Annotated in this window: 13 protein-coding genes; 12 read left to right on the plus strand and 1 reads right to left on the minus strand. The window is 64.3% G+C overall.

The genetic code is table 11. From position 1 onward, the window contains the following. Nucleotides 1-24 precede the first annotated feature (24 nt). The 10 genes from ACSQ84_RS15110 (at nt 25) to ACSQ84_RS15155 (ending at nt 11,629) form a co-directional block, all read left to right on the plus strand. Entirely contained in the window at nt 25-1,608 is a 1,584-nt protein-coding gene (locus ACSQ84_RS15110; protein ID WP_436212477.1) for an ABC transporter substrate-binding protein, read from the plus strand. Beyond that, complete coding sequence (locus tag ACSQ84_RS15115) at nt 1,605-2,978, plus strand: amidohydrolase family protein (RefSeq protein WP_436212478.1); 1,374 nt, start codon at nt 1,605-1,607, stop codon at nt 2,976-2,978. The genes ACSQ84_RS15110 and ACSQ84_RS15115 overlap by 4 nt, the downstream gene beginning before the upstream one ends. An 81-nt stretch (nt 2,979-3,059) precedes the next feature. Then, nucleotides 3,060-4,241 (plus strand): amidohydrolase/deacetylase family metallohydrolase, encoded by a 1,182-nt coding sequence (locus ACSQ84_RS15120; RefSeq protein WP_436212479.1) that lies wholly within the window; start codon nt 3,060-3,062, stop codon nt 4,239-4,241. Nucleotides 4,242-4,468: 227 nt separating this feature from the next. Continuing rightward, nucleotides 4,469-6,073, plus strand: coding sequence for an ABC transporter substrate-binding protein (locus ACSQ84_RS15125; RefSeq protein WP_436212480.1), 1,605 nt, complete (start codon nt 4,469-4,471; stop codon nt 6,071-6,073). 17 nt (nt 6,074-6,090) lie between these two features. Then, a complete protein-coding gene (locus ACSQ84_RS15130; RefSeq protein WP_436212481.1) occupies nt 6,091-7,032 on the plus strand; it encodes an ABC transporter permease in 942 nt (313 codons plus the stop codon). Further along, nucleotides 7,029-7,952, plus strand: a complete 924-nt coding sequence (locus ACSQ84_RS15135; RefSeq protein ID WP_436212482.1) for an ABC transporter permease — start codon at nt 7,029-7,031, stop codon at nt 7,950-7,952. Before ACSQ84_RS15130 ends, ACSQ84_RS15135 begins: the two co-directional genes overlap by 4 nt. Continuing rightward, nucleotides 7,952-8,941 carry an ABC transporter ATP-binding protein gene (locus tag ACSQ84_RS15140; protein WP_436212483.1) on the plus strand — a complete coding sequence of 330 codons (990 nt, stop codon included), beginning with the start codon at nt 7,952-7,954 and terminating at the stop codon, nt 8,939-8,941. Before ACSQ84_RS15135 ends, ACSQ84_RS15140 begins: the two co-directional genes overlap by 1 nt. Then, nucleotides 8,938-9,969, plus strand: coding sequence for an ABC transporter ATP-binding protein (locus tag ACSQ84_RS15145; protein ID WP_436212484.1), 1,032 nt, complete (start codon nt 8,938-8,940; stop codon nt 9,967-9,969). Before ACSQ84_RS15140 ends, ACSQ84_RS15145 begins: the two co-directional genes overlap by 4 nt. Nucleotides 9,970-10,024: 55 nt before the next feature. Further along, the gene (locus tag ACSQ84_RS15150; protein WP_436212485.1) at nt 10,025-10,957 is read left to right on the plus strand and encodes an N-carbamoyl-D-amino-acid hydrolase; all 933 of its coding nucleotides are present in this window, start codon (nt 10,025-10,027) and stop codon (nt 10,955-10,957) included. Beyond that, a complete protein-coding gene (locus tag ACSQ84_RS15155; RefSeq protein WP_436212486.1) occupies nt 10,958-11,629 on the plus strand; it encodes a flavin reductase family protein in 672 nt (223 codons plus the stop codon). It abuts the gene before it with no gap. Here the strand turns inward: ACSQ84_RS15155 and ACSQ84_RS15160 are convergent. After that, entirely contained in the window at nt 11,623-12,285 is a 663-nt protein-coding gene (locus ACSQ84_RS15160; protein ID WP_436212487.1) for an aspartate/glutamate racemase family protein, read from the minus strand. The two genes, ACSQ84_RS15155 and ACSQ84_RS15160, sit on opposite strands and share 7 nt — an antisense overlap. A gap of 236 nt (nt 12,286-12,521) precedes the next feature. On the opposite strand from ACSQ84_RS15160, the gene hydA reads away from it, so the two are divergent. Then, the gene (hydA, locus tag ACSQ84_RS15165; RefSeq protein WP_436212488.1) at nt 12,522-13,991 is read left to right on the plus strand and encodes a dihydropyrimidinase; all 1,470 of its coding nucleotides are present in this window, start codon (nt 12,522-12,524) and stop codon (nt 13,989-13,991) included. A 32-nt stretch (nt 13,992-14,023) separates the two neighbouring features. Further along, nucleotides 14,024-15,001 carry an NAD-dependent epimerase/dehydratase family protein gene (locus tag ACSQ84_RS15170; protein ID WP_436212489.1) on the plus strand — a complete coding sequence of 326 codons (978 nt, stop codon included), beginning with the start codon at nt 14,024-14,026 and terminating at the stop codon, nt 14,999-15,001.

Consider the following 15,001-nt stretch of genomic DNA (forward strand, 5'->3'; position numbering starts at 1 on the left):
ATTGGAATATCCCTGGAGTCCTCGATGCTCGTTTCCCGTCGTTCCCTGCTAAAGGCCGCCGCCGCGGCGCCGGCGTTGTCGCTGCCGGGAATCCTGCGGGCGCAGTCGCAGACCACGCTGCGTTTCATCCCCGTGATCGATCTGACCTTCATCGATCCGATCTACTCGACGGCGCAGGTCTCGCGAAACCATGGATTCATGGTCTACGACACCCTCTACGGCATGAATTCGGCGCTCGAGGTTTCGCCGCAGATGCTGTCCGGGCATGTCGTGTCCAATGACGATAGACAGTGGGACCTCACGTTGCGCGACGGCCTGCTGTGGCATGACGGCGAGCGCGTGCTGGCGCGGGATTGCGTCGCCAGCATTCGCCGCTGGGCGGCCCGCGACGGATTCGGCGCCGAACTGATGGCGGCGACGGATGAACTGTCGGCGCCGGACGACCGCACCATCCGCTTTCGGCTGAGCCGGCCTTTCCCCCTTTTGCCCGCAGCGCTCGGCAAGGCCGCGATCCAGGCGCCGTTCATGATGCCCGAGCGGCTGGCGAGCCAGGATCCGTTCAAACCGCTGACCGAGGTGGTCGGCAGCGGTCCGTTCCGTTTCGTGGCCGACGAGCGCGTGCAGGGCGCGCGCAACGTCTATGCCCGTTTCGATCGCTATCAGCCGCGCCAGGACGGCAAGCCGGATTGGACCGCCGGTCCCAAGATCGTTCACTACGACCGCGTGGTCTGGACCACGATGCCGGATGCGGCGACGGGGGTCGCGGCGCTGCAGACGCGCGAGCAGGATTGGCAGGAAACAACGCCGCACGATCTGCTGCCGGTGCTGAAGCGTACCGCCAACGTCACCACGCGGATCCTCGACCCGCGAGGCTACACCTGCATGATGCGGGTCAACCATCTGCAGCCGCCATTCGACAATCCCGCGATCCGCCGGGCGCTGCTCGGCGCGATCGACCAGTCGGCCTTCATGACGGCGGTTGCGGGTGACGATCCCGCCTATCAATCCGCGCCGATCGGCTTCTTTGCGCCGGGTACGCCGATGGCAAACGATGTCGGCCTCAACGCGTTCCGCGGCCCGCGCGACATGGCGAAGGTCAAGGCCGATCTGAAAGCCGCCGGCTACAATGGCGAGAAGGTGGTGCTGCTCGTCCCCACCAACTCGCTGGCACAGAAGCCACTCGGCGACGTTGCCGCTGACATGCTGCAGCAGGCCGGCATGAACGTCGAATATGCCGGGCTGGATTTCGGCCTGGTGCTGCAGCGGCAGTTGAAAAAGGATCCCGTCGCCCAGGGCGGCTGGAGCGCGGGCGTCGGCAACTGGCAAGGCATCGATTGGCTGAACCCGGCCGGCAATTCGAACCTGCGCGGCGACAGTAAAGTCGCCGGCTGGTACAAGAGCGAGAAGATGGGGGCGCTGCGAAGCCAGTGGCTCGCAGCCGCCAGCCTTGCCGAGCAACAGCGGATCTGCCGCGATATCCAGGCCTTGTCGTTCGAGGAAATTCCCTATTTCCCGATCGGCCAGTATAAACAACCGACCGCCTACCGTTCCGGTATCACCGGGATACTCGACGGCACGGCCGTGTTCTGGAATGTGAAACCCGCATGAGCACGATCGCGATCTTCGGCAGCTATGTGTTGTCACGCAAGGACGGCGCGCAGGAGGTGCTGCGCGATCGTTGGGTGTTGCTGGAGGGCAAGCGGATCGCCGCCGTCACGCGCGGCCGCCCGTCCGCCACCCAGGTGTTCGACAAACCGGGCCGCTTCGTGCTGCCTGGCCTTCTGAATTTGCATAACCATTGCTTCAGCGAAGCCGTCGCCCGGACTCACACGGAGGACGGCAATGGCCGCAAGAACAACCAGAGCATCGTCTATACCGTGCTGCTGCCGCTGACCAAGCGCGGCGCCGACCTGCTGTCGCCGTCAGAGCGGCTCGCCATCGCGCGGCTCGGCATTCTGCAATTGCTGAAGGGCGGCGCCACCACGGTGATGGAGCCGTTCCGCAACACCATTCCTGAAATGTTCGACGCCGCCGAGGAGATGGGCATCCGCTTCTATGGCGCGCCGTATTTGTTCTCCACGTCGGATGCCAAGGCGGGGCCGGATGGCGTGGTGCGCTATGCCGGCGACGATGGCCAGGCCGATATGGACACCTGGAACGCGTTGTACCAGCGCTGGAACGGGCGCGGCGATGGGCGGATCGGCCTGGCGATGAGCCCGCACGCGACCGACACCTGTGGTCCGGATCTGCTGCGGGCGTGCGCGGTTCGCGCGCGCGAACTCGATGTGCCGATCACGACCCATCTCGCGCAAAGCCAGGCCGAAGTCGCGACGATCGGCAGCCGCCACGGCGGCCGCACGCCGGCCGAATATCTCGACTGGCTCGGCCTGCTCGCGCCGGACCTTCTGGCCGCGCATTGCATCGCGAGCACCGATAGTGATTTGAAGCTGATGGCGGCGAGGGGTGCCACGGTGCTGAACTGCCCGCGCGTGTTTGCGCGCGCAGGCGTAACCGCGGCGTTCGGCAGGTTTGCTGGGCACGGCGTCCGGACAGTGGTCGGAACCGACGGCTACAACATGGATCTGCTCGGCGAACTCAACGCCGCCTCGATGATCTCGAAGATCACGTCCGCTCGCGCTGATGTCGCCAACGCTCCCGAACTGATCGAATCGGTCACCGCAACCGCGGCCACGGTCATCAAGCGTCCGGATCTCGGGATCATCACGCCGGGCGCCACCGCCGACCTTACCGTCGTCGATTTGACTCATCCCCATCTGCAGCCGCTGTTCGATCCGCGGCGCGGGTTGGTGGCGCTTGGCAATCGGGCCAATATCGACCAGGTCATTGTTGATGGGCGTATGCTCATCGATGGCGGCCAGTACATCCACGGCGACGAGGCCGCGATGATCTCGGCGGGAACCGCGGCGATTGGCAAGATCTGGGATTTGCCGGAAGCCCAGGCGGCCTTTAATGGCTGACGTCCCGTCGACACACGCTTGGTATTGGAAGAGCGAGACGCGCTCCCGCCGCTTCCTGCACTGCAATATCCGGAGATCACGATGGCTTTCGATTTGATCCTGCGCGGCGGACGGGTGATTGACCCTTCCCAAAAACTCGATGCCGTGACGGATGTGGCCTTCGCCGGCGGCAAGGTGGCGATGGTCGGAAGCGAGCTCAAGGCCGACCGCGGCACCGACGTACGCGACGTGTCGGGCTACATCGTCACGCCGGGCCTGATCGATCTGCATACCCATGTCTATTGGGGCGGCACCTCGCTCGGCATCGACGCCGAGGAATTCTGCCGCACCTCGGGGGTCACCACGGCGGTCGATACCGGCAGCGCCGGGCCGGGAAATTTCGCCGGCTTTCGCAAGCACGTCATCGAGCCGAGCCAGGTCCGCATTCTCGCTTATCTGCACGTCTCGCATGCCGGCATCTTCGGCTTCTCGCATCGGGTCATGGTCGGCGAGAGCGAGGAGCTCCGGCTGATGAATCCGATCGACGCCGCAAAGGTCGCGGATCAAAACCGTGATCTCATCGTCGGCATCAAGGTGCGGGTAGGTCTCCACGCCTCCGGCACATCGGGGATCGTGCCGCTCGATATCGCGCTCGAGGTCGCCGAACAGGTCGGCATGCCCTTGATGGCGCATATCGACCATCCGCCGCCGAGTTACGAAGAGGTGCTGGCCCGCCTTCGTCCGGGCGACGTTCTCACCCACGCATTCCGGCCGTTCCCCAATACACCGGCCACCGCCCAGGGCACGGTCAAACGGGCGGTGCTGGAAGCGCGCGAACGCGGCGTGTTGTTCGACATCGGCCACGGCAAGGGCTCGTTCGCCTTCAAGACCGCGCGGGCGATGCTCGCCAACGGTTTCTATCCCGACACCATCTCGTCGGATGTCCATCTGCTGTGCATCGACGGCCCAGCGTTCGATCAGGTGACGACGATGTCCAAGTTCCTGTGCATGGGCATGCCGCTCTCCGATGTGGTCGCGGCTTCGACCGTCAATGCGGCGATGGCGCTGCGGCGTCCCGAACTCGGCAGTCTCAAGCCGGGAAGCGCCGGTGACGCCACGCTGATCTCGATCGCGCAAGGCCAGTTCGATTACGTCGATGTCGTCGGCGAGCACTTGATCGGCGATCGCAAGATCGTGTCCGAAGGCGTCGTCATTGGCGGCCGCTGGTGGCATGCGAGAGAGACGTCGAAATTCAAGCAGCTCGCAGGCCAGGCTGGGACGTAAAATAGATGTGACCGATCGATCATGTGGTCGCTCGACAATTCTTTCTGTTTCGTGTCCGATTGGATTTTGCAGCGGAGCAAGGAGGCTGCACTGGCATACCACTTGCAAGCAAAAGGGGACTGATCGCCATCATCGTGACTGACCCGTTTCACCTCATCTCGCGCCGAACCGTCGGCCGATGAAACGGGCGGAACCCCCACACCAACCCAAAAGACTGGGAGAGCTTCATGGATCGCAGGACTGTGTTGAAAGGATTGGCCGGGGTCGGCGGCCTGGCGGCGACGGGCGGGCTTTCGATGCCGGCGCTATCCCAAGGCGCCGCGGCGCGCACCCTGCGCTTTGTGCCGCAGGCCAACCTTGCGAATTTCGATCCCATCTGGGGCACCCAATATGTCGTGCGCAACGCCGCTGCGATGGTCTGGGACACGCTCTACGGCGTCGATGCCACGCTGCAGCCGCAGCGCCAGATGGTCGAGTCCGAGACGACCTCGGATGACGGCCTGGTCTGGACCTTCAAACTTCGGCCGGGGTTGAAATTCCACGATGGCGAGCCGGTGCTGAGCAAGGACGTGGTGGCGAGCCTGACACGTTGGTCGGCGCGCGATCCGATGGGGCTGATGCTCAAGGCGCTCCAGAACGAGCTGGTCGCTGTCGACGACAGGACCTTCAAATGGTCGCTGAAGGCGCCTTATCCGAAAATGCTGCTGGCGTTGGGCAAGAACAGCACGCCTATCGCCTTCATCATGCCGGAGCGGATCGCCCAGACTGACCCGTTCAAGCAGATCCCGGAGTATATCGGCTCGGGTCCGATGAAGTTCGCGAAGAGCGAGTGGGTGCCCGGCGCCAAGGCGGTGTTCGAAAAGTTTGCCGATTACACGCCGCGGCAGGAGAAGGCGTCCTGGCTCGCCGGTGGCAAGCAGATGCTGATCGACCGCATCGAATGGGTGGTGATCCCGGATCCTGCCACGGCGGCGGCGGCGCTTCAGAACGGTGAAGTCGATTGGTGGGAAAGCCCGATCACTGATCTCGTGCCGTCGCTGAAGAAGAACCGCAACATCAACGTCGATATCGCCGATCCGCTCGGCAACATCGGTTCGTTCCGGATGAACCATCTGCATCCGCCGTTCAACAATGTGAAGGTACGGCGCGCCGTGCTCATGGCGCTAAGCCAGGAAGATTATATGCGGGCGCTGGTTGGCGACGATAATGCGCTGTGGAAGCCGCTGCCGGGTTACTTCACCCCGGACACGCCGCTTTACACAGAAGAGGGCGGCGAGATCCTGAAAGGCAAGCGCGATCTGGCGGCGGCGAAGAAGCTGCTGGCCGAGAGCGGCTATTCAGGTCAGCCGGTCACCTGCGTTGTGGCGCAGGACCAACCGATCACCAAGGCGCAGGGCGACGTCACGGCCGATCTGTTGAAGCAGTTGGGGATGAATGTTGACTTCGTCGCGACCGATTGGGGCACGGTGGGTTCGCGCCGCGCCCAGAAGACACCGCCGGGTCAGGGCGGCTGGGGCATGTTCCACACCTGGCACGCCGGCGCGGATTGCGTCAATCCGGCCGTCTACAATGCTGTTCGTGGTACGGGCGACAAAGCGTGGTTTGGCTGGCCGACGAGCGACGCCGTTGAAAAGGAAGTCACGGCTTGGTTCGCCGCCAAGAATCTCGAAGAGGAAAAGAGCGCGGTCAAACGCCTCAACAAGGCGGCGCTCGAGGACGTCGTCTATGCGCCGACCGGCTTCTTCCTGAGCTACACGGCGTGGCGGAAGAACGTCTCCGGCATCGCGAAAGGACCGTTGCCGTTCTTCTGGGGCGTGTCGAAGAGCGCATGACGGGGCGGTGATCCGACATGCTCTCGTATATCCTGCGGCGCATTCTCTCGACCTTGCCGGTGATGGCGATCGTCGCGCTGTTCGTCTTCAGCCTGCTCTACATCGCGCCGGGCGATCCGGCCGCGGTGATCGCGGGCGACCAGGCGAGCCCGGCCGACGTTGAGCGGATTCGTCAGACCCTCGGCCTCGACCGGCCGTTTTTGGTCCAGTTCGGTTCGTGGGTCTGGCACATCCTGCACGGCGATCTCGGCACGTCGATCTTCACCAATCTGCCGGTCGCCGCGATGATCGTTCAGCGCATCGAGCCGACGCTCTCGCTGATGGCGATTACGCTGGTCCTGACCATTCTGATCGCTGTGCCGCTCGGGGTGCTGGCGGCGTGGAAAGCGGGGAGCTGGATCGACCGCACCATCATGGCGTTCGCGGTGTTCGCCTTCTCGCTTCCCGTCTTTGTCGTCGGATACGTCCTTGCTTACGTGTTCGCGCTGCAGTTCGAATGGCTTCCCGTGCAAGGCTACACGCCGTTGTCCAATGGCGTCTGGCCCTGGTTCCAGAACCTGATCCTGCCGTCGCTTGCCCTCGGCAGCGTCTACATCGCGCTGATCGCGCGCATAACGCGAGCTTCGATGCTTGAAGTGCTGCAGCAGGATTATGTCCGCACCGCCCGCGCCAAGGGCCTCGGGCAACGCAATATCCTGTTCGTTCACGCGCTGAAAAACGCGGCCGTTCCGATCGTGACGGTGATCGGTATCGGCATCGCGCTGTTGATCGGCGGCGCAGTGGTGACCGAAAGCGTGTTCGCTATTCCCGGCCTTGGCCGGCTGACGATCGACGCCATCCTGCGCCGCGACTATCCGGTGATCCAGGGCATCGTGCTGCTGTTCAGCTTCCTCTATGTGCTGGTCAACCTGATGGTCGACGTCACCTACACACTTGTCGATCCGAGGATCCGCTATTGACTGTCCTGGACACCCACACGGTGCGGATACCGCCCGGCCTCGTCGTCGCGCCGCAACTGCCGGATCTGTTGGCGCCGGTCAAGATCCGGCGCGGTGCGCTCGGCTTCCTGCGCAACCATCCGACGGTGGCGATCGGCAGTGCCTTGTTGATTTGTCTCGTGCTGGTCGGGGTTTTTGCGCCCTGGCTCGGGACTGTCGATCCGACGGCGATCGCGCCTGCCAAACGTACGCGGCTGCCTTCGGCGGATTACTGGTTCGGGACCGATCTCTTGGGCCGCGACATCTATTCACGCGTGATCTACGGGGCGCGAGTCTCGCTCATGGTCGGTCTTTCGGTCGCTGTACTGGCTTCGCTCGCCGGTCTGGCGATCGGCCTTGTCTCGGGTTTCGTGCGGTGGGCCGACGGCATTATCATGCGGTTCATGGACGGGCTGATGTCGATCCCGCCGATCCTGCTTGCAGTTGCGCTGATGGCGCTGACGCGCGCCAGCGTCGGCAATGTGATCCTGGCGATCACGGTGGCCGAAATCCCGCGCGTTTCGCGCCTGGTGCGCAGCGTCGTGCTGTCACTGCGCGAACAGCCCTATGTCGACGCTGCCACAGCCTCCGGCACGCGAACGCCGATGATCATCCTGCGCCACATCCTGCCCAACACGCTGGCGCCGATGCTGGTTCAGGCGACCTATATCTGCGCCAGCGCCATGATCGTGGAATCCATCCTCTCCTTCATCGGCGCCGGCACGCCGCCCACGATTCCGTCCTGGGGCAACATCATGGCCGAGGGCAGGGCGTTGTGGCAGGTCAAACCCTACATCGTGTTCTTTCCCGCCGCGTTCCTGTCCGTCACCGTGCTTGCCGTCAACCTGCTCGGCGACGGGCTTCGTGACGCGCTCGATCCGCGAATGGCGAAGAGTTTGTAATGGCATTGCTCGAAGTCGAAAATCTGCAAACCCATTTCCGTACCCCCGAGGGCATTAACCGTGCCGTCGACGGCGTCTCCTTCCATGTCAACGAAGGCGAGACGCTGGCGATCGTCGGCGAATCCGGCTGCGGCAAGTCGGTCACGTCGATGTCGCTGATGCGGCTGATTGCCGAGCCGCCGGGCAAGATCGCGGGTTCGATCCGCTTTCGGGGAACGGATCTGCTGCAACTTCCCGAGCGCGACATGCGCGCCATCCGCGGCAACGACATTTCGATGATCTTCCAGGAACCGATGACGAGCCTCAACCCGGTGCTCACCGTCGGCCGGCAGATCGGAGAGACGCTGCGCATGCACCAGGGCCTCGACAAGCAGGCCGCGGAGGCCCGCGCCGTCGAGATGCTGAATCTGGTTGGTATCCCCGAGGCCGTCCGGCGCGTGCGCGAATTTCCGCATCAGCTCTCCGGCGGCATGCGCCAGCGCGTGATGATCGCGATGGCGCTGGCCTGCAATCCAAAGCTCCTGATCGCCGATGAGCCGACCACGGCGCTCGATGTCACGATCCAGGCGCAGATCCTGCAACTGATGCTGGACCTCAAGCGCCGGGTCGGTGCGGCGATCATATTGGTTACCCATGATCTCGGCGTGGTCGCGGAAATCGCCGAGCGCGTCATGGTGATGTATGCCGGCCGCAAGGTTGAGGAGGCGCCGGTGGCCGAGTTGTTCCGCTCGCCGCGTCATCCCTATACCCAGGGCCTGCTCGGCGCGGTGCCGAAGCTGGGGTCCTCGCTGACCGGCGCGGCACGGCGCCTCGCCGAGATTCCCGGACAGGTGCCGAGCCTCAAAGGACGGATCGAGGGCTGCGTCTTTGCCGGGCGCTGTTCGCTCGCGACCGATCTCTGTCGTCAGGTCGCGCCGGGTCTCGAAGAAAAGGGGCCCCGCCACATCGCCGCCTGCCATTACGCGCCCAAGGAGGCGGCTGCGGCATGAGTGCCCCGCTGCTCCAGGTCAACGACCTCAAGAAGCATTTTCCGGTCCGCGGCGGCCTGTTCCGCCGCAAGGCATGGGTCTATGCCGTGGACGGCGTCTCCTTTGAGGTCGAGCGCGGCGAGACGCTGTCGCTCGTCGGCGAATCCGGCTGCGGCAAGTCGACGGTCGGCCGGGCCATCCTGCGATTGTTCGACATCACCGCCGGCCAGGTCGTGCTGGATGGCCAGCGTATCGACGGCCTTTCCGCCGCAGGGCTGCGCAGCATGCGCCGCCGCGTGCAGGTGGTATTCCAGGATCCATTCTCCAGCCTCAATCCGCGGATGCGCGTGCGCGACATTCTGGCCGAGCCGATCCGCAATTTCGGGCTTGCCAAGTCGTCCGCCGAACTCGAGGCGAAGATTACGGCGCTGATGGACATCGTGCGGCTGCCGCGCGATGCGCTGAACCGCCGGCCGCATGAATTCTCGGGCGGTCAGCGCCAGCGCATCGGCATCGCCCGCGCCCTGGCAGCGGAACCCGAGCTGATCGTCTGCGATGAAGCGGTCTCGGCGCTCGACGTCTCGGTCAAGGCGCAGATCGTCAACCTGCTGCAGGATTTGCAGCGCGAGTTCGGCCTCGCGCTGCTCTTCATCAGCCACGACCTGGCGATCGTCGAGCACATGACGCACCGTGTCGCCGTGATGTATCTCGGCAAGATTGTCGAGATGGCGCCGCGGCAGCAAATCTTCACCGCGCCCAGGCATCCCTACACCCAGGCCTTGCTCTCGGCGGTGCCGGTGCCGGAGCCAGGGGCTATTCGCAACCCGATCATCCTGAAGGGCGACGTGCCGAGCCCGATCAGTCCGCCGAGCGGTTGCCGCTTTCACACCAGGTGCCCATACGTGTTCGATCGCTGCCGCACCGAAGAGCCGGAACTCAGGTCGAGCGAAGCCGGTCAGTGGGTCGCGTGTCATCTCGAGGCGCTGCCGAAACGGCCGGGACTCGCGCGCCAATCGACGCCGGCCGCGGCCGACATCGGCAGCGCTTGAAGCGGGAATTCGTGAATACAATGCAGTACCAGGCCAGGCACCAAGGAAGCTGTTCATGCGCGTCGTCAATGTAGCCGCCGCCCAGTTGGGCCCGATCCAGAAAGCCGAAAGCCGCGAGGCCGTGGTCAAGCGCATGATCGCGCTGATGGATGAAGCCAAGGCCAAAAACGCCGATCTGATCGTCTATCCGGAGCTCGCGCTGACGACCTTCTTTCCGCGCTGGTACATGACCGACCAGGCCGAGGTCGATACCTGGTTCGAACGCGAGATGCCGAATGCCGCGACCAGGCCACTGTTCGAGCACGCCGCCCGGCACCAGATCGCGATGAGCTTTGGCTACGCCGAACTGACCGCGGACGGACACCATTTCAACACCTGCATCCTCACCGACAAGTCCGCGAAAATCGTCGGCAGCTACCGCAAGATTCACCTGCCGGGGCATTCGGAGTTCGATACCGAGCGCGCCTTCCAGCACCTGGAGAAGCGCTACTTCGAGCCGGGTGATCTCGGTTTCAAGGTCTGGCGTACCCTCGGCGGCATCTTTGGCATGGCGGTTTGCAACGACCGGCGCTGGCCGGAGACCTATCGCGTGATGGGTCTGCAGGGCGTCGAGATGGTGCTGATCGGCTACAACACGCCCTCGATCAATGCCGAAAAACCCGAGGAGGGGCCGGAGAAGCGGCTGTTCCACAATCGGCTCTCGGCGCAGGCCGGCGCCTACCAGAACTCGACCTGGGTCGTGTGTGTCGCCAAGGCCGGCGTCGAGGATGGCCACCCCTTGATCGGCGGCAGCCTGATCGTCAATCCGGACGGCGAGATCGTCGTCGAGGCGACCACCGAAGAAGACGAACTGCTGGTCTATCCCTGCGATCTCGACGCCACGGATTTCGGCAAGAAAACCATCTTCAACTTCGCCAACCACCGTCGCACCGAGCATTACGGCCTGATCACCAGCCGCACCGGCGCGGTGCCGCCTCCGGAAATCTAGATGTCCGGCATCTCGTTCCCTGAACTAGATCCGCGCGACCGCTACAAGTTGCTGTGCGGGGTCGTGGTGCCGCGGCCGATCGCGCTGGTCACGACGCTGGGCGAGAACGGCGCCGTCAATGCAGCGCCTTTCAGCTTCTTCAACGTGTTCTCGGAAGACCCTCCGCTCGTGGTGCTCGGCCTGCAGCACAAGGCCGATCTCAGTCCCAAGGACACCACGCGCAATATCCACCGCAGCGGGCAGTTCGTCGTGCATATGGTGGACGAGGCGCTGGCAGCCATCATGAACGACTGCGCGGTCGACTTTCCCTCCGGCAGCAGCGAAGTGGAGGCGACCGGCCTGGCGACGTTGCCGTCGATCGACATCGCCGTGCCGCGATTGGCGGCCGCGCCCTTTGCGCTGGAGTGCAGGCAGCATGTCGCGCTCGCGTTCGGGCCTGGCCGCGAACTGCTGGTCGGGGAGGTGCTGCGCCTGCACGCGCGCGAGGGCCTGGTTGACCAGGAGAGGATGTACGTCGATTTCGATGCCTACCGGCCGATCGGACGCCTGTTCGGCAATCTCTATTCCACCCAGCGCGATACTTTCGCACTGACACGCGAGAGCCACGCGCAGTGGCTGGCGCGCGTCAATGGCGGCGATGCCGCGCGCGAACCATCCGGCGAAACTCAGTGATGGGCGAACTGCACCGTACCCAGCGCCATGGTCACGGCCGCCTGCGTCGGGTCGATCACGGGAATCCCGAGCGCCTGTTCGAGCGGCCGGCGGTGACGCGCCATGCCGGCACACCCCATCACGATGGCGCCAGATCCGTCCTCGTCCTTGAGCGCGCGGCCGACCTCGATCATTTTCGCGAGCGTGCCTTCGCCCGACGCCGTCTCCGCCACGCTCATGTTGAGCGGCCGCTCCCGGGTCAGGCGATCCATCAGCCCCATTTGCCGGAGATAACGCACATGGCGGCGTATCGAGCGCTGCGCGATCGCAATGACGCCGAAGGTTTCGGCGCGCGCCAGCGCCGTCAGCACGCCGCACTCGGCGATGCCGAACACCGGCCGGTCGGTTGCCTCGCGGCAGACATGCAGGCCGGGATCGCTATAGCAGGCAATGACGAAGGCGGCGGCGCTGTTGTCGCCTTCCACCAGGCGGCGCAGCGGCATCGCCACGCTATCGACGTCGGCCTGACTCTCGATTCCATAAGGACCCTCGGCCAGGGTCTCGCAGACGATCTCCGGTCCGCCGTCGAAGCCGAGCGGCTTGAGGGCATCCTCCAGCCCTTGCGTCACGAGGCGATTTGAATTGGGATTGATGACGAGAATGCGGGGCCGGGACATGGTGTTTTCCTATGGCGCATCGGCGGACACGTGGTCTGACGCAACGAGACGAAAGCAACGACCATGCCATCGAGCGATGCATCGTCCACTGTCTGCTCCCAAAGCGCAAGGCAGTGTAACGGCACGATCTGTGCTTTTATGCGGCGAGCGCCAGACGTAGAGACTCAAGACTTGAAAACGCGAAACTTGTAAATTCAAGACTCGGGATTCTGGACTCAATATTTGGAGTGTTTGCCATGACTGAACCCGCTTACGACGTTCTCATTCGCGGCGGACGCGTCGCGACCGTCAGCGATGTGTTCGAGGCCGATGTCGGCATTTCCGGGGAGACGATCGTCGCCATCGGCCGCGGGCTCGGGGCAGGGCGGCGCGAGATCGACGCGCGCGGCAAGCTGGTGCTGCCCGGCGGCGTCGACAGCCACGCCCATATCGAGCAGCTTTCGGCCGCGGGCATCATGAACGCCGATACGTTCGAGAGCGCGACGGTTTCGGCGGCGTTCGGCGGCACCACCAGCGTGATCTCGTTCGCGGCCCAGCACGTCGGCATGAAACTGCCGCAGGTGCTGGAGGATTATCATGCGCTCGCACAGAAGGGCGCCGTGATCGACTACGCCTTCCACATGATCATCGCCGATCCGACCAAAGAAACGTTGGAGGTGGATCTACCTGCGCTGATCAAGCAGGGCCATGGCTCGATCAAGATCTTCATGACCTATGACCGATTGAAAATCGATGACGAGCCGCTGCTCGACATTCTGCTGGCGGCGCGTGACGGCGGCGCGATGCTGTGCGCCCACGCCGAGAACCACGGGATCATCTCCTGGATGGTGAAACGGCTGCTGGCGCGCGGCTATACGCATCCGAAATATCACGCCATCAGCCATGCCCGGGTTTCGGAAGCCGAGGCATTTACCCGGCTGATCGGCATGGCCGCGCTGATCGATCAGCCGATCATGATCTTCCACGTCTCGACCGCCGAAGGCGCCAGGGTGATCCGCGACGCGCGCGGGCAGGGCCTGAAGGTGTTTGCGGAAACCTGTCCGCAATATCTGTTTCTCACCGCCGCCGACCTCGACAAGCCGGGCGCGGAAGGCGCCAAATGGATGTGCAGCCCGCCGCCGCGCCGCGCCGCCGACCAGGAGGCGCTGTGGCAGGCGCTGGCGCTCGGCGATCTCCAGACCATTTCGTCCGACCACGCGCCGTATCGGTTCGATGAAACCGGCAAACTGCGCGCCGGCCCCAACCCCAATTTCAAGCAAGTGGCGAACGGCCTGCCCGGCCTCGAGGTCCGGCTGCCGCTGCTGTTCGACGCCATGGTTTCCAGGGGGCGTTTGGGACTCGAAAAATTCGTCGAGTTGACGGCGACCGCGCCGGCAAAGATCTACAATCTGCATCCGCGCAAGGGCTCGATCGCGGTCGGCGCCGATGCGGATATCGCGATCTGGGACCCGGTGCGGGAAGTCACGCTGAGCGACGACATGATGCACGACCTCACCGGCTACACGCCGTTTGCCGGCCGCAAGTTGCGCGGCTGGCCGGTTACCGTGCTGTCGCGCGGGCGCGTCATCGTCAGTGAGGGCAAGCGTTCGGTCGAAGCCGGCTCCGGCCGTTTCCTTGCGCGCAGCGGAGGCGAAGCGGCAAAGCCGACCGGCCGGCTGGTCGCGGATATGGACCCGGAACAGAATTTCGGCGCGCGGCTCTTGTGATCTGTCCGCCCGCGATGAGTTCGGATTGAGAAATGAGAATCCTGGTTTTCGGCGGCACCGGCTTTGTTGGGCTCAAAATCGCCGCGACATTGCTGGCGCGCGGCCATGCGGTGACGTTGTTCGACCGCGCGGGCCTGCCGCCTGACGCAGCCAGGGATTTTGCCTCTCACGCGGATCGGCTGACGGCCATCCAGGGCGATATCACCGATCAGAATGCGGTCGAGCAGGCGATCGCAGCGGGCTATGAGGCGATCATTCTCGGAGCCGCAATCACGGCCGGTCCGGAGCGCGAGGCGCGCGATCCCGAGACCATTCTGCGCGTCAATCTGCTGGCTCAAACGCCGGTCCTGACCGCGGCGCGGCGCGCTGACGTCAAACGCATCATCAATTTGTCTTCAGCGGCAGCTTACGGCGCCAACGCCTTCCGGTACGCGTTGCTGGATGAAGAAACGCCGTGCGATCCGGCTTCGCTCTACGCCATTACCAAGTTCGCGTCGGAGAAGGTGGCTGCGCGCCTCGCTACCCTGTGGCAATCCGAAATCATCAGCGTGCGGCTGAGCGCCGTGTTCGGACCCTGGGAGCGCAGCAACGACGTGCGCGACACGCCAAGCCCGCAGGCACAGATTCTGGCTGCCTTGCAAGCGGGACACCAGGCTGTTCTGGCGCGTCCGGGCGTCAGGGACTGGATCTATGCCGTCGATGTCGCGGAAGCCGTGACATTGCTGATCGAGGCGGAGCGGACGAAGCATCGGCTCTACAATATTTCAAGCGGCGTGGAATGGCCGGTGCTGCAATGGGGGCAGGAACTGGCCGCCCGGCATCCCGGCTTTGTTTGCCGGCTGGCAGAGGCGGGAGAAACGCCGTCGGTCGATCTGCATAGTACGGCAGACCGTGCGCCGCTTTCGGTCACGCGCATGGCGGAAGAGTTCGGCTGGCGCGCACGGTTTGGCTGCGCGGAGTCGGCTGCCGATCTGAGCGGTTGGTGGAGCGAACATCGAGGGGAAGCCTGA

The sequence above is a fragment of the Bradyrhizobium sp. LjRoot220 genome, from assembly GCF_964252915.1.
Taxonomy (GTDB): Bacteria; Pseudomonadota; Alphaproteobacteria; order Rhizobiales; family Xanthobacteraceae; genus Bradyrhizobium.